Origin of the sequence: Neoluteolibacter marinus, assembly GCF_014904755.1 — a bacterium.
In the GTDB taxonomy this organism is placed as follows: Bacteria; Verrucomicrobiota; Verrucomicrobiia; order Verrucomicrobiales; family Akkermansiaceae; genus Haloferula; species Haloferula marina.
The window spans coordinates 1-18,298 of record NZ_JACZFQ010000059.1 but is presented as its reverse complement, the minus strand read 5'-3'; the positions used below and the strand labels follow the sequence as shown (position 1 = coordinate 18,298).

Below are 18,298 nucleotides of genomic sequence, written 5' to 3'. Positions count from 1 at the left end.
CTCATCCGCGCCTTCGCGCGACGTAGACGGTGCTGGCCGACTCGTTGTCCCGCAGGGGATTGTGGAAGGTGACGACGTGCGACTCGCACGAATCGAACACTTCGCCGAGCGCACTCATGAAGCCTTCTTCCGGCGGGTCGTCGGACCACAGGGCGAAGATCCCGCCGGGATGGATCTTGTCCGCCAGTCGCCGCAAGCCGTCCGGGCCGTAAAACGCCGCGTGGCGCTCGTGGAGGAGGTTGGACGGCGAGTGATCGATGTCCAACAGCACCGCGTGGAACTTGCGGCCGGGCGCCTCCGGATCGAACCCCGCACCCAGCGCGAGCTCGAAGAAGTCGCCGTGAACAAACCGGCACCGCGGGTCCGCGACCAGCCCGGGCCCGAGGGGAACCAGGCCCTTCTCGTGCCAATCAATCACCGGCTGGAGGTAGTCGACCACGATCAACGAGCCGACACGATCCTCCTCCAACGCGGCCCGCGCCGTGTAACCCAGGCCAAGCCCTCCCACCACGACATCCAGCGTACTTTCGCCGGGAAATGCCCGCCGGGTCGCGGCGACCCCGAGCCGCGACAAGGCCTGCTCCACCTCGGTGAACATGCTGGTCATCAGGTAGGCGTCGCCGAGGATGATCTCATGCACCTCGAGGTTCTCGAGGGTCGGGATCGTGCGGCGCCGCAGGATCAGTTCCCCAAGCGGAGTCTCGCGATAGTCCAGTTCCTCGAAGCGGGGCGTCGGTTGCATGGCGCGTTGTAGGCACAGCCGCTTCCCTGTGGGCAGGGCTAATTCCGCCTCCGTCCTTGCCGGCGCGGACGGGAGTTCGCCATTCTTTGGAATGCAGCGTTTTCTCCGGGCCGCCTTCGTCGCGACATCCATCCCGCTCCAGGCAGGCGCCGCCGATCAGCCGGCGGCTGCGCATCTCGCCGAACTGGCGGCCCAAGCGTGGGGAACTCCCTGGAAGGACGCAAAGGTGACCGACGTCCGCGTGGTCGAACAGAAGGCCGATTTGTCGAACCGAGTCGAACTCCCGCCGGTCGGCTACGCCAGGATCGAAACCGCCGGCGGTGCCACCGGCTACCTGATGTGGGAAGGCAGCGCCCTGATTGAATTCGCGCTCGACCAGGACCTGGAGTTCGCCGGCGAAGGGATGCGCTTCGTCAAGGGCGTGACCGCCACCCAGCAGTTCCCGATCCCGCGCAAGGACGAGCTCCCCGTGGCTTCCGGATGTGTTCCCACGTCCGCGGCCAGCCTGGTCTCGTGGTGGGCCGACCACGGGGCGCCGAAGTGGCGGGGCCGAACCGGAACCGCCGACACCACCGCCATCACCCTGCGCCTGCGCGAGCACCTGCCGGTCACCCTGATTCACGACCGTGACGGCTTTGCCGACCAGGCCATGGATCTCACCGGAGCCTCACCCGCCACGATGGCCGAGGTCCTCCAGAAGGATGCGGCGGCCTGCGGCGTGGACTTCGCGGTCACCATGGAACCGCTTGAGAAGGCGGCGGATGAGTTCGCCGCGGGCCGGCCGGTCCTTCTCTCCTGCTACGTCCGGGTTCCCCACAAGCCGGAGCTTTCATGGGGACATGCGCTCGTCGGGGTCGGCGAGACGACCGTGAACGGAGCGACGTTCTTCGGCGTCGCGGACAATTTCTACCCGACACGACATGGCCACGCCACCCGCTGGATCCACCGCAAATTCTTCAGCCCGCGCTTCACCGCGGTCCGGCCGCGGGACCAGCCCGCAGCATCCCCGTAACCGGATCACTCCCGCGGCGGGCCACGGCGGCCGTCGTGCGGTGGCGGCGGTCCCGGCGGAAAGCCATCGGTCCCCGGCGGCGGACGGCGTCCCGGCGGCCCGCCCCTCCCCCCGGGACCACCCGGTCCACCCTTCTGGAACGAACGATCAGGGGTTCCCCGCCACGAGCGCCCGATGAACGGGTAGTCGCGGGTGATCACGTAGTAGTAGGTGCCCTCCGGGAACTCCGGCGTCACGCCCTCGCGGCCGTTGAGTTCATCAAGGTCGCCCAGTCCCTCGACGTATTCGAAGTCCTCCTCGAAGAGCCCGTCGTGTTTGCCGTTCGGCCCGTTCGCCTCCTTCGGCCGCTTGCCGGCTTTCAGCCGGTAGCTCGACTTCAACTCGCGCACCTGGCTCTTCGGGTCCGAGGCGTCGGAGTAGCCGTAGACCGCATACATCGGGAAGCCGTCGGCTGCCCAGCCCACCAGGGTCATCCGGTCGTCCTTCGCCTTCAAGCGGTCGAGCAGGCCGGTGGGCAACCCGTGATAATGATAGGCGCCGTTCGGCTGCACGTGCGCGTGATGGCTGTCCAGGCCCAGGTCCATCTTCCCGCTCATCGCCTGATAGTGCCACCCCGACGACGGATCGCGGTTCCAGACTTCGGCGGTGCCGGGTTCGAACGGCACGCCGTTGAGCGCCACCCCGAAGTAAGCATGGCCCGATGGGATAGGCCGCGATGCCTTCTCCGGCTTCAACGGCATCCGGAACTCGTAGTTCTGCTCGGAGATCCGGTTGGGATTGCCGCGGTTCGGGAATCTCCCGGGCTCGTGGTCCGGCCAACCGTTTGAACGGATGATCCGCTGGGTCTCCGTCGTCTCGATGCTGACCTGATGCTTCGGCTCGACTTTCCCCGAGTCCCGTGTCGGACGGTCATGGGCAGCATCGCCGGTTTCATGGGCCGGGGCGATCGCGACCGGCAAGACGAAGCACAGGACGAGGCGGAGGAAAACGTTCATGAAGAAGGCCAAGCTATTCCGCCGCCCGCTTCCGCCCAAGCCCACGATCGTTAAGAGTTTGTGAAGGCCCGCGAAGGAACGCGCCGCTGTCTCGACATCGGCCGTCCCGGCAGCGATCCTCCGCCGAACCATCCTCCCCCGATGAAAAGACTCTCCCTTTCGCTCTGCCTGGCCATCCTGGTGCACACCGGCTGCAAACGGGCCGGCACTCCTGCCGTCGCCCCCGAAGCCACCGCGCTGCGTCAAGAGCTCCAGGCACTCAACGACAAGCTCACCGACGCCTACGAACGCGAGGATGTGCCCTTGCTCCGCGAACTGCTCTCCGACCAGCACATCCACAACAACGTCTTCGGCAGCCGCCTGACCAAGGATGCCTTCCTCAAGGACATCGAATCCGGGGTGCTTTCTTTCACGTCCTACAAGACACCCGAGATCGAATGGTTCATCGACGGCAACACCGCGATCGCCACCGGCCTCATCGAGGCGCTCGCCGAACGCGGCGGCAAGGCGGTGCCGGCGACGAAGTTCCGCTTCACCCGCGTGTTCCGCCGCGAGGCCGGAGAGTGGAAGGTCCTGCTATTCCAGAACACGATGATCCCCGATCGGTCCTAACGATCGTCAGCCGATTGGATCGTCGCCGGCAGGTTGAGCACCAGGGTCACCACGGTCAGCACCGCGGTGGCGTGCAACAGCCGGACGGCATTGGCCGGATCGAAGCCATGGAGCAGGCCGATCACCCCGTAGGCAACCGCCGCCAGGACCAGAAGGAAGGCGAACAGGAACAGCCCGACCACGAGGCCGGCGAACACCCCCGCGCCGAAGCCATCGGCATCGCGCCGGGCCATCGACATCCCGATCACGAAGATGATCAGCCCGGTTCCGCCGAGGCTTTGCCCGACGGACCGGCTGAAATAACCGGTGGCGAGCAGCACGGCCCCCGTCGCCATCATGGCCCACAGGACTTTGCTGACAGGCGAAATCCGCCGGAAACAGGCGATGCCATCCCTGAATTGATCGAACACGGCTTCCGGTCCCTAACCCAGCCAGGTGTGCACGACGAGGCGAAACACTCGCTCCGTCCGCCTCCGGCAGGCGGGTTCCGGCAGGATCACTCCTTTCTTTTAAAAAATTCTCAGAATCTTTGAACGTTTGGAAAACCGAAGGGTCTATGATCGTGAAGACCGCGCGTTGCGTGAGTTTTCATGTAAGGGTGAAACAGCACAAAATCAGGATCCCAGTCCATGGGTGTGGGCATACGGGTAAATGATTCAGGCCGCCGGGGGTGGGACCTCGGCGGCCTACTCTTGTACCCCCGGAGCAGGGTCATCGCCCCTGGATTGGCGAAGTCCGGAATCTCATGTCAGATCCCGGCAGACGGTCCGAACCTGCGCCTCCACCCACCCGATCGTCGCCCTTCGAGAGCAGATTTTGAAAAACTTTTCAGAATCTTTGAACGTCTGGAACACCGAAGGGTCTATGATCGTGAAGACCGCGCACTGCGTGGGTTTTCATGTAAGGGAAAACAGCACAACATCAGGATCCCGGTCCATGGGTGTGGGCACTACGGGTAAATGATTCAGGCCGCCGGGGGTGGGACCTCGGCGGCCTATCCTTGTACCCCGGGCTCACTTGGCCACCCGGAAGCCGAGGTCCGCCCGGCGCTGGCCGAGGTCGTCGGTCCATTCGCGCGCCAGCGCGCCGCCGGCGGGCTTGAGATAGGAAGCCCCCGCAATCACCCACTTCTTGGTTCCCAGCGGGTTGGCGGGATTGATGGAGCGGCTGGAAGTCCACTCGGCGACCGATCCGGCCAGGCCCAGCAGCCCCGCCGGCGTGCGGTCGGTCGGCGGTGCATCCTGGACCCGTCCCCACCCGGACGCCCGCAGCGCGGCGGGGTCGGCCAGCCGCAGGCTCAATCCGGCGAACCATTCCTCCTCGCTGGGCAAGCGGACGTTTTTCCACTCGCAGTAGGCCGCGGCATCCCACCAGTCGACGTTCACCACCGGGCAATCGAGGCTCATCGCGCGCCCCTGCCATTGGCCGCCGGACTTCGCCGCGGCGAGCATCTCCGACCAGCCGTCCGGGTCGTGACCGGTTTTGTTGTCCGGCTGTGAGCCGTCGTCGTAGGCATTGCGGCTCTCCTCCGGGAGGCCGCCGAGAAACTTCAGGAATTCGTCGTACTGGCCGATCGTCACCTCGTGGCCCGACAACTCGAAGGCAGCCACGGACGCCGGTCCGCGGTCCGGCACCGGATACTCCCCGGCCGGCACGGCCACCGCCGCTGGCAATGGCGCGGCGGCATCCTTGACCTTGCCCCCGCTCATGAACATCAAGCCCGCGGCGGCACCGAGAACCGCCAGAGCCCCGGCCACCAGCGGCAGCGGCGACTTCCGCGATTGCGCGCGGGCGGTCGGCGGGGCGGCCGCCGATGGAGTTTCCGCCAGCTGCTGCTCGATCTGTTCGGCATAGGAGCGGACTTCCGCCCAGGTCAGCGTGCGCTCCAGGCCCTCGCCGCGCATCCAGGCCAGCACCGTGTTCAGGCGCGATGCCCCGGGCCGGCCGTCGGCCACCAGCGGCGGCAGCGCCTTGCCCAGCAGCCGGATGTCGGCGGTCGATTGCCCCGGATCGCGGCCGCCGGCACGCGCCAGGTTGCCCAGCCGGACCACGCCGTGGCTATCGAGGAAAATCTGTTCCGGCCCCAGCGCGGCCGTTGCGGTGCCCGCCGCCTCCAGGGTCAGCGCGGCTTCGGCCACCCTCCGCAGGACGTGGGCGAGCTGCACCGGCTTCAGGGCCTCGTGCGAATTCATCCGGTCCTCCAGCGACGCACCTGGCAAGCGCTCGAACGCGGCGAAGCAATGATCCTCCGCCGACACCGCTTCGTAGACCGAGCCGACCAGCGGATGGTCCACCGCGGCCTGGGCCCGGATGTCGGCGAGAAAGGGCTCACGCTCCACCAGCGCCCCGGGTTTCAGCTCGACCAGGTAGACCGGCCGCCCGATCGACGCCTGGGTGGCCAGCCAGGTGAGCGTGGTCGGGCTTTCCGCGATGAATTCTTCCAGTCGATAGTCGCCCAGCAGGGTGCCGGCGCGCAGGCAGGGTTCGTCCATGGGTCAGTCTTCGGGCGGGGGAGGGAGCATGTCGCCAGGAGAGTCGTAGCTCGGCAGGTCAGGCAAGTACTCACCCTCGCGCGTCGGCAGCAGCGGATTCGCCGGGTCGATCTCGATCATATCCTCGGTGAGAAACTGCGGCATCGAATCGTCATGGCGCGAGCTCACCGCGCTGCGCGACGAGAGGTGCCGCGGCCACGCCTGCGTGTCGATCACCTCGCCCTTGTAAAGCAGCTCGACCACTTGCCCGTAATAGTTCCTGCGGCCGAAAAGGTGCTCCTGCCGGAGTTCCTGGGACGGCATCAGGTAGGTGACGCGCACCAGCTCCTCGCCCACCGCGAAGTCAAACGGCAGCGTCGGGAATTCCGTGGTCACGCGCGCGAAACCGTCGGCTCTCTCCTCGATCTGGTCCTTGCCGTCGCGCCGGACCGTCTCGAAGAACGTCACGCGCACCTCGATGTCCTGGCCGTCGACCGTGGTGCCCGGGGCGACCTGCACCGGCGCGGTGACGATCACGCGCTCCCCTTCGTCGAACTTGTCATCCTTGAAAATCCGCACCCGCCCCAGCGCCATTTCGCCGCGCAGGTCGTCCGGCATCGCGATCCCTTCCCGCAGCTTCTCCGCGGCGAGCTCGTAGAGGGCACCGGCGCCGTCGGTGTTCATCTGCATGACCTCGAGGAAACAATCGGAAGCCTGGTCGGCCAGACGCAGGTCGTACGCGGCCATGCCTTCCCAGGTCAGACCCAGCTCATAAATCACCGACGGATCCTTCGGGGCGAGTTCCTTCGCCGACTCGAGCTTGGTGATCGCCGACATGTTGTCACCCAGCACCCGCGCCGCCCGCGCTTCCACGACCAGCCGCTCGACCACCGGATCGGCGATCGGCGGGGCCGACCGCGGCCGCGGCGGCGGCAGCGGCGTCGGGTCCGGCATCGGCGGCAAGGCGGCGGTCACCGGCGGCGCCGGCGGCGGCTTGGCGACGACCGGCTGCGCGATGGTCACGATCTTCGGCACCACCTTCTCGACGATCCGCACCTCCTGCGCCCGCTCCATCCGCGCCGCCAGCGCCACGCCGGCGGTCAGCAACTGGGCGAAGGCGATGAGTCCCAGCATCCAGCACGACAACTGGAAAACGAGGTTGGATCGACGCAGCTTGTTGGCCATGAGCGGCAAGCTAGCCAGCGGAAATGCCCGACGCAAGGCGGGAGGCGGCCGGCCGGCAAGGGCGCTTCCGCACTGCTGCCGGCAACTTCAGGCTTGGAATCCTGCCGGGCGATCCCACCTTCCCGGCCGTGGACATTTCCACCGCCACCCGGTCCTCCGCCCTCGACGGCCTGACGCCCGCCGAGGTCGCGGCCTCGCTGAGCCACCTGCCCGGACTGGTGTTCTTCGACACCGCCGGCCACCTCCCCGCCAGCTACGGTGCCGCCATCTCGGTGATCGCCGCCCGCCCGCGCGAACTGCTGACCGGCTCGATCCATTCCATCGCCGACCGCGGCCGGCTTGATGCCGCACTCGCAAGCGGCGCCGAATCGCCCGCCGCCGACCGCGGCTTCCCGCTCGGTGGGCTCTGCGGCTGGATCGGCTACGACGGCGACTTCGTCTTCGGAGACTACCCGGAAATGCTGGTCCACGACCACCGCAGCGGCCGCTGGCACCAGGTCGGCGGACTTGCCTCGGAAATCCGCCCGCCTCGCTTCGCGCGCCCGGTGATCGGACCCTTCCGCCCGCTGATGGCGCGCGACGCCTTTCTCGCCGCTGTCCACCGCATCCACGAATGGATCGCCGCCGGCGACATCTATCAGGTCAACCTGACCCAGGCCTTCCGCGCCACGGTCGACGGCTCCGGGCTTTTCCCGCTCTACGAATCGCTGCGCGAATGCTCGCCTGCCCCCCTCGCCGCCTACCTGGCACTCGGCGGCAAGGAGATCCTCTCCTCGTCCCCCGAAACCTTTCTGCGGATGTCAGGGCGCGGCATCGAGACCCGCCCGATCAAGGGCACCCGCCCGCGCTTCGGCAATCCGGACGAAGACCGCCGCTCCGCCTACGAATTGCAGACCAGCCCGAAGGAGATCGCCGAGCTGGTGATGATCACCGACCTGCTCCGCAACGACCTCGGCCAGGTCTGCGAGTTCGGCAGCGTCCAGGTAGCGGAAATGCTGCAGCTCGAGTCGCTCGGCCAGGTCCACCACCTCGTTTCGACCGTCACCGGCACGCTGGTCGACGGCCTCGGCCAGCCCGACGCCCTCGCCGCCTGCTTCCCCGGCGGCAGCATCACCGGTGCCCCGAAGAAGCGCGCCATGGAAATCATCGCCGCACTCGAAGACGTCCCGCGCGGCATCTACTGCGGTGCCATCGGCTACTTCGGCTACCACGGCGAAAGCCAGTTCAACATCGCCATCCGCACCCTGGTCCGCGACGGCGATGAACTGAGTTACCACGTCGGCGCCGGCATCGTCGCCGATTCCGACCCCGCGAAGGAATTCGAGGAGACCCTCCACAAGGCCGCCGGCATCCGCATGGCGGTCGAACGCTGGTGAACGCACCCCGGATCACTGCATCGGCACCACCTCCACCTCGCCCATCGCCTTGACGATGGTGAACTGGCCGCCGGCCCGCTTCGCGAGCTCCATCATCGCCGCCTCCGCCTTCGGCTCCATCATCGCCACCGTATTGACGATGATCCCGCGGTGCTTCGCCCGGTTGCCAAGCTTCCGGGCCAACTTGACCATGTCCCCGCCGACCGCGCCGTCGGTCATGAAAAAAATCAGCTGCGGCGGGGGTTCCATCGCGATCGCCATTTCCAGCGGATTCTCCCAATCGGTCCCCCACACCAGCGGCATCGTCTCGACCAGTGCCTTGGCTTCATCGACCGGGCCGGGCGCGACTGAAATCCATTGCGGCCGCTGGCGACGGCCGAAGGGCTCCCAACCGCCCGACTTCGACCCGGACCGCCACTTGAACTGCTCGCCACCGGCATCGACCACTGCATCCGAGTTGCCGTTGTTCATGGTGACCCGGCTCCCCGCCACCCAAGCCGGACCCGCGAAGGAAATCACCTGGAATTGCGTCCCCGGTGCGAGCTGGCCGATCGACTTGCCCAACTCGTGCCGCATCAATTTCTCGCGCCGGCCACGCATCGAAAGGGAATAGTCGATCACGTAGGCGATCCGCTCCGCCTTGACCTTCTGCTCGAAGAAGGTGGTACCACCGCCACCTGCTCCACCCCCTGCCCCGTTCCCCCAACCGTCACCGAAGTCATTGCCGCTGCCGAATTCCATCGACGGCTCGGTCACCTCGAAGTCCACCACCGGCATCGCCACGTCACGGGTCGCATTGGCGGTGATCACCCGCGACATCGCGGCCGACGGTGCCGAAGGCGCTTGGCGCGTCCGGGTGACCTTCTTCGGTTCCGGAGGATCCTCCACCCGCACGGGTCCTTGGTAGGCCACCACCACCGGAGCATCCGTCGACAAGGAGGGCAGCAGCACCAGCCCGAGGGCGATCAACACCAGGATCATCACCAGTACCGCGATCACAACGCTGGTGATCGAACTCTTGCGATGCTGCCGGCGGCGCTGGTCCTCCCTCGCGGCATCATGGAGTGATGGAATCGACGGCGTCATACTGATGACAGGAACGATCCTGTTTTTCGTTAATTTAGGACATTTTCAGACAATCCAACTCAACCAACAGAAGACCGGTCCGGCCATCCGATGGCCATGTCAGTCGCTGCAAAGCGAGCCGAGCGTGATCACCGCGTAACTGGTCGCCAGTGCCGGGTCCTGCTCCATCCAGCGTCCGTTCCGGTTGGACCACGATCCATCGGCGCGCTGCAGTGAGATCAACTTGCGGGCAAGCTCGCTGCGCCACTCGACCTTGCGGCCTCCGGCATCGAGTTGCCCGATCTCGGCGACCGTGAGCGCCTTGGCCATGACGAAGTAATAGTAGTAAAGTCCCTGCTCCCCAAGCCCGGGATTCTCGTCAACCGAGTAGCGGCGCGACAGCCAATCAACCGCCGCCTTCACGCGCGGGTCGTCTGCAGCAACCCGGGCGTGAACCAGGCTGAGCAAGCCGGAGTAGGTCATGGTGCCATAGCTGTGGGTGCCGTCCTGACAGCCTTCCGGCGTGTAGGTGAATCCTCCCTTTTCAGCGGGATCGTCGCTGGCCCATTCCGCCGGATTGGAGCCGGGGAGATTCTGGCAACGGCTGACAAAGTCGATCGCCGCTTCCCAGTCCAGATCCGGCTGGCCGATCTTTTCCACGGTGCGGTGCTTGTCGCGATACAGCGCCAGTGCCTCGACGGCGAACACGGTGTTGTCCAGGTCGGGGCGACTGCGTTTGCCTTCCGGCTCGTAGCCGAAGCCACCGTCATCACCCGGCTTGCCAGCACCGCTCTTCTGGCCGCCAAGCAGGAACTTGCGTGCGGCCTCGATCCGCGGCACATCTTCCACCCGATCCGCCCGCAACAGGGTGGTGAGGGCGATCGACGTGTTGTAGTTGGCCATGCCCTTGTTGTAGATGCCCCCGTCGGGCTTGGCGGAGGAGCGGATGAAATCGAGACCCTTGCGCACTGCCGCCCCGTCATCGCGAGCGGGACCGGGAGCGAGAAGGAAAGCCTGAACGGCCAGTCCGCTGAGTCCCGGGAAGTCCGGACTCGACCACCAGCCATCAGCGTTCTGGGCCTTTGCGAGGTAGCCGAGGGCCTGCTGGATCGCAGCCGTCGCCTCGGCCTGAAGCGGCTTTTCCAATCCCGCGGCAACGGGTCCGGCCGCCACGAAGAACGCCACCGCGGTGGCAACGGAACAAATTCCGGGCAAGGGGGATCGATGGTCCATGACCGGTGGAAAACGTCCCTGGCGGCGGAATCTTGGGAAAACGGATTCACCCCGTTCCGCCGCCTGCTTCCAGGAGCATTTCCACCGCCCGCGCGAATGCACTTTCACGCGGACCGGCGGGAGCGGTGCAAGCGGCCCGCGCCAGCGCGTTCTTCCAGCCGTGCGGCATGGCATACGAGAACCCCGCCCAGTCGAACATCGGGATGTCGTTCTCGCCGTCCCCGAAGGCCACCACCTCCCGCGGACTCATCCCCAGCTCGTCCACCAGGACCTGCAGACCCGCCGCCTTGGTCGTCTCCCTGGGCATGAACTCATACAGCCGCTCCTCGGTCTGCACTCCCTGCAAACCGAGCGCCGCGAGACCGGCGTCCGAGCGCAGGGCGGAAATCGCCCTCGCTTCGCCGACCCAGACGATCTTCTGCAGCGGCATCCGCGAGATCTCGGCGCGGCCCGCAGGCGCGGGCGTGCGTCCGGCCAAGGCGGCGTAAAAATCGAGGTCGGCATTTCCCCCCGCGGCGGCGAACACGTTGTCGGCGGCGTAGTAGACCGGGGTGAAACCGCGCTGGGCTTCTTCGGACATCAGCGCCTCGACGTCGGATCCGCGCAGGAACTTCCGGGCAAGGACCCGCGACCCGTCGGCGCGCCCGGTTTCCGCACCTTGGGATGAGACCAGCCACCTCACCTCGGGGAGCTGGCGGGCATAGGACTGCATCGACCGGACATGACGTCCGGAAGCGAGGACCACCTCGATGCCCGCTGCGGCGAGCCGTGCGACCGCGGCTCGGTTGGCCGCGCTGATCGTTGCATCGGGACCAAGCAGCGTGCCGTCGAGATCGATTGCGGCGAGCCGCGGGGTAAGCAGTGAATTCATCATCCGTTGTAAGCTTCCTGTTCTTCCTTCCGCGGCGACCGTTCAAGCAGCGCGGGCCCCCACCATCCGATCGCAAGCGCAAGCACCGCCACCGCGCCGAAAGTGGCGGGAAGGCCGGCGAAATCGCTCAGCAAGCCGACCACCGGCGGGCCGGCGAGGAAGCCGGTGTAGCCAATCATCGACACGCTCGCGACCGCCCGCGCCACCGCATCCGGCCGGGCCCGGCTCGCGGCACCCAGGAAAACCGGGACGAGGTTCGCGAATCCCAAACCGACCGCCGCCAACCCGACGAACGTCGCCGGCAAGTAGGGCACCAGCACCATCAACAAGAGCCCCGCGGCGCCCAGGGCACCGCAGCACCGGACCACCATCCGCGGTTCGAAGCGGCTCATCAGGCGATCGCCGGACAGGCGGCCGACCCCCATCGCGGTGCAAAAGATCCCGTAGGCGAACGGGGCGAGCCAGTCGGCCGCGCCGGCAACCCGCTGCGCGTAGATCGCGCTCCAGTCCATCATCACCCCTTCCGCGAACAAGGCCGCGAAGGCCAGGACCCCGATCAACGCGAGGCGCGGGTTGAAGACCGGCCCGACCCGGCGACCCGATGGCACGGACTCGACGTCGTGCAGCAGATCGCGCGGGCACAGCAGCGAAAGGAGCAGCAGGATCGCCGCGACCAAGAGCGTGATCTGCACCGGCGCCGCCCCCAGTTTCAGCGCCAGGCCGGTCAGTCCCGCGGCGCCGAGGCCGCCGAAACTCCACCAGGCCTGGAACGATGAAAGCACCGGCCGGTCCAGGGCCTTCTCGACGACGATCGACTGCGCGTTGACGGTGACGTCGAAGCAGCCCTTCAAGGCGCCTAACAGGATCGCCGCAGCCGCCACCGCGGAAAAGTCCCGCGAGACGGCAGGCAGGCACAAGGCCAGGCAAAACATCGGGGCGACCCACCGCAACGTGGTGCGGCTGCCGCAGCGGGCCACCACCCGGCCCACGACGCCCATCGCCGCCATCGCGCCGGCCGCCATCAGCAGCAGGATGACGCTCAGGTCGCCGTCGCCGATCTCAAGCCGCCGCTGCAGCGACGGCAACAGCGCCGCCCACACGCCGAAGCCGACCCCGTCGACCAGGAACATCATCGAGGCCGCCCGGCGGGAACGGCGCGCCGCGGTGGCATCGCTTGCAAAGCTCATGCCCGATCCTGCCTTGGTCGCCTTGATTATTCTAATGGCATTATTTGATCGCCATGATCACTTTCAGGAATGGAAATCTACGAGCTCCGCTCCTTCGCCGTGCTGGCCGAGCAGCTCCATTTCGGCCGCGCCGCTAACGCGCTGAACCTTTCCCAGCCCGCGCTGACCAAGCAGATCCGCAAGATCGAGGCGGAGCTCGGCGGCGCGCTTTTCGACCGCGGGACGAAGGGCACCCGGCTGACGGCGCTCGGCTCGATGTGGCTGCCCCAGGCCCGCGAGATCCTGGGCGGCTTCGACCGCTTGATCGACGAGGGGAAGAAAGGCGCGCAGGGAAAGACCGGGAGACTGCGCATCGGCTTCGGCGTCCACGGACTCGACCTGGTTCCGCAGGTGATCACCCGCCTGCGCAGCCGGTCACCGGAACTGCAGATCGCGCTCCAGGACATGTCGACGCTGGAACAGGTGAACGCGCTGCGCGAGGGCCGCCTGGACCTCGGCTTCGTGCGGACTTCCGCCGGCCTGGGCCCCGGCTACGCGCGGTTGCCGGTGTTGAATGATCGCCTCGCGCTGGTCGGCGCCGAGTCAGGATCACCGTCGCGGGTGCTCAAGCTGAAGGACTGCCGCGACGAGCCGTTCGTGCTGATCACTCCGGACCGCTCGCCGGGATTCCACCAGCACGTGCTCCGGCTTTGCGCCAGCCACGGCTTCCATCCGCGGATCGTCCAGGAGGTCCGGGAATTCCCCACCGCCATCGCGCTGGTGCGGGCGGGCATGGGTGTCACCGTCGTCCCGCAATCGTCGTGGCGCGACGTGACCCCGGGCGTCCGCTGCCATCGCATCGCCGATCGCGACGCCGCCTGGTCGGTCAGCGCGGTGTGGCGGAAAGGCGATTCGAATCCCGTGCTCGCCGCCTTCCTCGACGAGCTGAAAGCCGTCCGGGCGGCGGGATCCGCCTGACAGGCGGAGCGGCGGACCGACGTAATTCCACGGATGTCCCGCCCCGATTCAGGGGTTGCGGAGGTCCGGAAAGACGGCCAGTGTTTCCAACCCTAAACCCAAAAACCCCCCTTTTCTCGATGCGTTTCATCCCCGTCCTCGTCGCGTGTACGCTTGGCTCCGCTTTGCACGGAGTTGCAAATCCGGTGATCACCGAGTTCATGGCGAAGAACCAGACCACCGCAACCGATGAAGACGGCGACTTCTCCGACTGGATCGAGGTGCACAACCCGACTGCCGCGCCGGTTTCACTGGACGACTGGTATCTGACCGATTCCGCCACCGAACTGACGAAGTGGCGCTTTCCGAACATCACCCTGGCCCCGGGTGAGTTCCGCGTCATCTGGGCCTCGGGGAAAAACCGCCGCTTCGCCAACCAACCGCTGCACACCAATTTCTCCCTCGATGCCGACGGCGAGTACCTCGCCCTGGTCCTGCCGGACGGCACGACGGTGGCGCAGGACTTCGGCCCGGAGTTTCCGGAACTCGACGGCGACGAATCCTACGGCTCGATTTTCCAAAGCACCGTCCTCCTCGCCCCCGGTGCCAGCACCCGCTACCAGGTGCCGACCGGCAGCAGCAACCCGGCCGCGACCTGGAACCAGCCCGGCTTCGCGGACGGCTCCTGGCCGAGCGGACCCAGCGGGCTCGGCCACGGCATCAAGGTCCCGGGAATCACCGCGCGGCAGGTCTTCAAGAACGGCTCGATGGGTGGCCTGGCCGACGCCCTGGCCCTCCATGCCCTGCCGCCAGGCGATCCCGGGATCCTCGACGAAGCCACTGCGGTCGTCGATTCGGCCAACTTCCTCGGCATTGGATCCGACGGTCGCTACAGCAACAACTCCGCACCGCCGGGAGGCAACGGCGACAATTATTCGATCAAGCTGACCGGCTGGGTCGAGATCCCCGTCGCCGGTGCCTACACCTTCGGCACCAACTCCGATGACGGCGGGCAGTTGAAGATCGACGGCAGCATCCTCTACACCGACGACAGCTTCCACGGCCCGCAGGATCACCTCGGCACCCGCTACCTCGGCGCCGGCTTGCACAGCTTCGAGGTCATCATGTTCCAGGGCGGCGGCGGCGATTGCCTCGAATTCTTCGCCGCACCCGGATCGCATGCCACGTGGAATGCCGCCGATTTCCGGCTGGTCGGCGACGTCGCCGGCGGCGGGCTGGCCGCCACCACCGAGCCGTCGGGACCGGGCGACATCATCGCCACCAACCTGGCAGCGGCGCTCGCCGGCAAGCAGGGTGCCTACTTCCGCACCAGCTTCCCCGCCAGCGGGCCCGGCAGCGCCACCGCGCTGTCGCTGGTCACCCGCCACAACGACGGCTTCGCCGCCTGGCTCAATGGCACCAAGGTCGCCTCTGACAACGTGCCCGGCAGCCCGTCGTGGAATTCCACCGCCAACTCCGGCCGCAGCGACGCGGAAAGCCTCCGCCGCATGGGCTTCAACCTCACCGCCCATCTCCCGCTGCTGGCCGACGGTTCGAACCTGCTGGCGATCCACGGCATGAAGAACACCGGCGCGGACGGCAGCTTCCTGATCCTGCCGGAACTCATCGCCGGCTCGCTCGACGCCGGTGCCGCGCCTGCTTTCTACGCCGGCGGCAACGCCACGCCCGGTTGGATCAATGTCGAACCGAGCTCGCTCGGCAAGGTCGCGGACACCCAGTTCAGTGTGAAGCGCGGCTTTTACACCAGCCCCATCCAGGTCGCCATCACCACCAGCCCCGGTGCCTCCATCCGCTACACGACCGACGGGTCGACGCCCACCGCCACCCACGGCCAGCTCTACACCGGACCGCTCACGATTTCCTCGACCACCGTGCTGCGCGCCCGCGGCGTGCGGACCGGCTGGGAACCGACCGACGTCGACACCCAGAGCTACTTCTTCCTCAACGACGTCATCACCCAGTCGGCGAACGGCGTGCCCCGACCCGGCTGGCCGTCCGGCAGCAGCAACGGCCAGGTCCTCGACTACGGGATGGATCCGGAGATCGTCAATCACGGCAGCACCGCCATCGGCGGCAGCGCCCAGGTGAAAGCCGCCCTAGCCGCGCTGCCCGCGGTTTCGATCACCACCGACCTTTCGAACCTCTTCGACCTCGGCGGCTCCCAAGGCATTTACTCGAATCCCGGCAACCGCGGCTTCGCCTGGGAGCGACCGGCCTCGATGGAGTGGATCAATCCCCCCGACGGCAGCAACCCGAATGGCACCAGCGAGTTCCAGATCGATGCCGGCATCCGCATCCGCGGTGGCTTTTCCCGCTCCAAGGACAACCCGAAGCACTCGTTCCGGATGTATTTCCGCGGCGACTACGGCGACTCCAAGCTCGAGTATCCCCTGTTCGGCCGGCACGGCACCCAGAGCTTCGACCAGATCGACTTCCGCACCGCCCAGAACTACTCGTGGTCCTTCGGCGGCGACGACCGTAATACCTTCCTGCGCGAGGAATCGACCCGCCAGGCGATCCTCGACATGGCCCAGCCGGGGTCGCGCTTGCGCTACTTCCACCTCTATCTCAACGGCCAGTACTGGGGTCTCTACAACCTCGACGAGCGTCCCGAAGCGGCCTTCGCCGAGTCCTACTTCGGCGGCAAAAAGGATGAATACGACGTGGTGAAGAGCGAGGGCGAGTCGGGCTACGTCACCGGCGCCACCGACGGCAACCTCGCCGCCTGGCAAGACCTCTGGGCCAAGGGACGGGCGGTCGCCAGTTCGCCGACCAACAGCAACTACTTCCGCACCATGGGCCTCGCCGCCGACGGGGTCACCCCGACGGCCGATCCGGTGCTGCTGGATCCCGGCAACCTCGTCGACTACATGCTGCTGACCTTCTGGACCGGCAACCTCGACGGCGCGACCTCCGCCTTCCTCGGCAACGACCGGGCGAACAACTGGTTCGGCAGCCGCCGCCGCGACAACAACCCGGGCCAGGGCTTCCGCTACTTCGTCCACGACTTCGAGCACACCTTCTTCAACGTGAACGAGGACCGCACTGGCCCCTTCATCGCCGCGAACCAGTCGAACGTGGCTTACGCCAACCCGATGTTCCTCCACCAGGACCTGATGGGGAACGCCGAGTACAAGATGCTCTGGGCCGACCACATCCAGAAGCACATGTTCAATGGCGGCGCCCTCGACGCGGCCCGCTGGAACACCCGCATCAATGGCCTCGCCACCATCGTCGACCAGGCGATCATCGCGGAAAGCGCGCGCTGGGGCGACGCCAAGAACGCCACCCCGAAGACCCGGCTGACCTGGATCAACGCCCGCAACGAACTCATCAACTACCTCGCACCGCGCGCCCCGATCGTCCTCAACCAGCTCCGTGCCGACGGCCTCTACCCGTCCATCGACGCCCCGGTTCCCACGCCCTTCGGCGGCTACCATGACAGCGGCGTGGAAGTCACCGTCGCCGGTCCCGCCGGATCCACCTTCTACTACATGCCCGACGGCTCCGATCCCCGCGCGGTCGGCGGCACGGTGAAACCGGGCGCGCTCGTCTACACCGCGTCGACCACCGTCGAAACCCTGGTCCCATGGTCCGCCTCCGGCTGGAAGTACCTCTACGACGGCAGCAACCAGGGAACCAGCTGGCGGGCCGCCGGACACAATGACAGCAGTTGGCCCAGCGGCACCGCGGAGCTCGGCTACGGCGACGGCGACGAGGCCACTGTGATCCCGATCGCCTACTCCGCCCCCAACGAAAAGGCGGCGACCTGCTACTTCCGCCGCGGCTTCACCATCAACAACCTTTCCGAAGTCACCGGCCTCGAGGTCAGCGTGAACTACGACGATGCCTACGCGGTTTACCTCAACGGCGTACGCATCGCCGGCAACCTGCCGGTCAACCCCGCCTACAACTACTACACCGGCAGTGCCATCGAGGAGACCACCGCGGTCACCGCCGCCAGCGCCGCGCCGCTGGTCGAGGGCTCCAATGTCATCGCGGTGGAAATCCACCAGGCCAGCGGCGGCAGCTCGGACATCACCATGGACCTCCAGCTCACCGCCACCCGCAACGTCACAGGCAGCGAACTCTTCCTCACCGGGACCGGCGAACGCCACCTGAAGATCCGCGGCAAGGACGGCAGCACCTGGAGCGCCGTCAGCGACGCGACCTTCCTGCTCGACACCGACCCGGCCTCGTCGTCGAACCTCGCCATCTCGGAAATCCACTACCATCCGGCCGACCCGTCGCCGGAGGAGATCGCCGCCGGATTCGACGATTCCGAGGCCTTCGAGTTCGTCGAGATCCTCAACACGAGCAGCCGCCACGTCGACCTCGACGGCGTCTACTTCTACGGAGCCATCGCTTTCAATTTCAGCGGCGCGCCGACCGGCCGCACCTTGGCCCCGGGAGCCCGCCTGCTGGTGGTCGCCGACCCCGACGCCTTCGCCTTCCGCTACGGCAGCGGCAAGCCCGTCGCCGGCAAGTACTCCGGCCAGCTCAACAACGCCGGCGAAAACCTGGTCCTCTACACCCCGGGCGACAACGTGATCCGCGGTGTCGACTACGGCGACGATGCGCCGTGGTCGCCG

At 66.9% G+C, this 18,298-nt stretch carries 14 protein-coding genes; 5 read left to right on the top strand and 9 right to left on the bottom strand.

Annotated elements, in window-relative coordinates:
• Position 1: 1 nt before the first annotated feature.
• The gene (locus IG178_RS12795; RefSeq protein ID WP_193212953.1) at positions 2-742 is read right to left on the bottom strand and encodes a class I SAM-dependent methyltransferase; all 741 of its coding nucleotides are present in this window, start codon (positions 740-742) and stop codon (positions 2-4) included.
• A gap of 91 nt (positions 743-833) precedes the next feature.
• Here IG178_RS12795 and IG178_RS12790 point away from each other — a divergent pair, with 91 nt between their 5' ends.
• Entirely contained in the window at positions 834-1,754 is a 921-nt protein-coding gene (locus IG178_RS12790; protein WP_193212952.1) for a cysteine peptidase family C39 domain-containing protein, read from the top strand.
• Positions 1,755-1,759: 5 nt separating this feature from the next.
• Here IG178_RS12790 and IG178_RS12785 read toward each other — a convergent pair whose 3' ends face one another.
• Entirely contained in the window at positions 1,760-2,749 is a 990-nt protein-coding gene (locus IG178_RS12785; protein ID WP_193212951.1) for a YHYH protein, read from the bottom strand.
• Positions 2,750-2,890: 141 nt separating this feature from the next.
• On the opposite strand from IG178_RS12785, the gene IG178_RS12780 reads away from it, so the two are divergent.
• Positions 2,891-3,361, top strand: coding sequence for a nuclear transport factor 2 family protein (locus IG178_RS12780; RefSeq protein WP_193212950.1), 471 nt, complete (start codon positions 2,891-2,893; stop codon positions 3,359-3,361).
• Here the strand turns inward: IG178_RS12780 and IG178_RS12775 are convergent.
• The 3 genes from IG178_RS12775 to IG178_RS12765 all read right to left on the bottom strand — a co-directional run bounded on the left by IG178_RS12775 (position 3,358) and on the right by IG178_RS12765 (position 7,017).
• Positions 3,358-3,771, bottom strand: coding sequence for a hypothetical protein (locus IG178_RS12775; protein ID WP_193212949.1), 414 nt, complete (start codon positions 3,769-3,771; stop codon positions 3,358-3,360). The genes IG178_RS12780 and IG178_RS12775 overlap by 4 nt on opposite strands.
• Before the next feature lie 603 nt (positions 3,772-4,374).
• A complete protein-coding gene (locus IG178_RS12770; RefSeq protein WP_193212948.1) occupies positions 4,375-5,853 on the bottom strand; it encodes an SUMF1/EgtB/PvdO family nonheme iron enzyme in 1,479 nt (492 codons plus the stop codon).
• 3 nt (positions 5,854-5,856) lie between these two features.
• The gene (locus IG178_RS12765) at positions 5,857-7,017 is read right to left on the bottom strand and encodes a hypothetical protein (protein ID WP_193212947.1); all 1,161 of its coding nucleotides are present in this window, start codon (positions 7,015-7,017) and stop codon (positions 5,857-5,859) included.
• A 23-nt stretch (positions 7,018-7,040) separates the two neighbouring features.
• On the opposite strand from IG178_RS12765, the gene pabB reads away from it, so the two are divergent.
• On the top strand, positions 7,041-8,393 hold the full coding sequence (pabB, locus tag IG178_RS12760) for an aminodeoxychorismate synthase component I (protein ID WP_193212946.1): 1,353 nt from the start codon (positions 7,041-7,043) through the stop codon (positions 8,391-8,393).
• A 12-nt stretch (positions 8,394-8,405) separates the two neighbouring features.
• Here the strand turns inward: pabB and IG178_RS12755 are convergent, their stop codons facing one another.
• The 4 genes from IG178_RS12755 to IG178_RS12740 all read right to left on the bottom strand — a co-directional run bounded on the left by IG178_RS12755 (position 8,406) and on the right by IG178_RS12740 (position 12,749).
• Entirely contained in the window at positions 8,406-9,479 is a 1,074-nt protein-coding gene (locus IG178_RS12755) for a vWA domain-containing protein (protein ID WP_193212945.1), read from the bottom strand.
• A 99-nt stretch (positions 9,480-9,578) separates the two neighbouring features.
• Positions 9,579-10,691: a prenyltransferase/squalene oxidase repeat-containing protein gene (locus IG178_RS12750; RefSeq protein ID WP_193212944.1), complete on the bottom strand. Its 1,113-nt coding sequence runs from the start codon at positions 10,689-10,691 to the stop codon at positions 9,579-9,581.
• 46 nt (positions 10,692-10,737) lie between these two features.
• Entirely contained in the window at positions 10,738-11,562 is an 825-nt protein-coding gene (locus IG178_RS12745; protein WP_193212943.1) for an HAD-IIB family hydrolase, read from the bottom strand.
• Positions 11,562-12,749, bottom strand: coding sequence for an MFS transporter (locus IG178_RS12740; protein WP_193212942.1), 1,188 nt, complete (start codon positions 12,747-12,749; stop codon positions 11,562-11,564). Before IG178_RS12740 ends, IG178_RS12745 begins: the two co-directional genes overlap by 1 nt.
• Before the next feature lie 69 nt (positions 12,750-12,818).
• Here IG178_RS12740 and IG178_RS12735 point away from each other — a divergent pair, with 69 nt between their 5' ends.
• Positions 12,819-13,706, top strand: a complete 888-nt coding sequence (locus IG178_RS12735; protein WP_193212941.1) for a LysR family transcriptional regulator — start codon at positions 12,819-12,821, stop codon at positions 13,704-13,706.
• A gap of 185 nt (positions 13,707-13,891) precedes the next feature.
• A partial coding sequence (locus tag IG178_RS12730; protein WP_193212940.1) for a lamin tail domain-containing protein occupies positions 13,892-18,298 on the top strand: 4,407 nt, incomplete at its 3' end.

Coding starts and splice junctions, on each gene's coding strand:
- IG178_RS12795 (WP_193212953.1), bottom strand. CDS start 742: ATGCAACCGACGCCCCGCTTCGAGGAACTGGACTATCGCGAGACTCCG.
- IG178_RS12790 (WP_193212952.1), top strand. CDS start 834: ATGCAGCGTTTTCTCCGGGCCGCCTTCGTCGCGACATCCATCCCGCTC.
- IG178_RS12785 (WP_193212951.1), bottom strand. CDS start 2,749: ATGAACGTTTTCCTCCGCCTCGTCCTGTGCTTCGTCTTGCCGGTCGCG.
- IG178_RS12780 (WP_193212950.1), top strand. CDS start 2,891: ATGAAAAGACTCTCCCTTTCGCTCTGCCTGGCCATCCTGGTGCACACC.
- IG178_RS12770 (WP_193212948.1), bottom strand. CDS start 5,853: ATGGACGAACCCTGCCTGCGCGCCGGCACCCTGCTGGGCGACTATCGA.
- IG178_RS12765 (WP_193212947.1), bottom strand. CDS start 7,017: ATGGCCAACAAGCTGCGTCGATCCAACCTCGTTTTCCAGTTGTCGTGC.
- pabB (WP_193212946.1), top strand. CDS start 7,041: ATGCCCGACGCAAGGCGGGAGGCGGCCGGCCGGCAAGGGCGCTTCCGC.
- IG178_RS12755 (WP_193212945.1), bottom strand. CDS start 9,479: ATGACGCCGTCGATTCCATCACTCCATGATGCCGCGAGGGAGGACCAG.
- IG178_RS12750 (WP_193212944.1), bottom strand. CDS start 10,691: ATGGACCATCGATCCCCCTTGCCCGGAATTTGTTCCGTTGCCACCGCG.
- IG178_RS12745 (WP_193212943.1), bottom strand. CDS start 11,562: ATGAATTCACTGCTTACCCCGCGGCTCGCCGCAATCGATCTCGACGGC.
- IG178_RS12740 (WP_193212942.1), bottom strand. CDS start 12,749: ATGAGCTTTGCAAGCGATGCCACCGCGGCGCGCCGTTCCCGCCGGGCG.
- IG178_RS12735 (WP_193212941.1), top strand. CDS start 12,819: ATGGAAATCTACGAGCTCCGCTCCTTCGCCGTGCTGGCCGAGCAGCTC.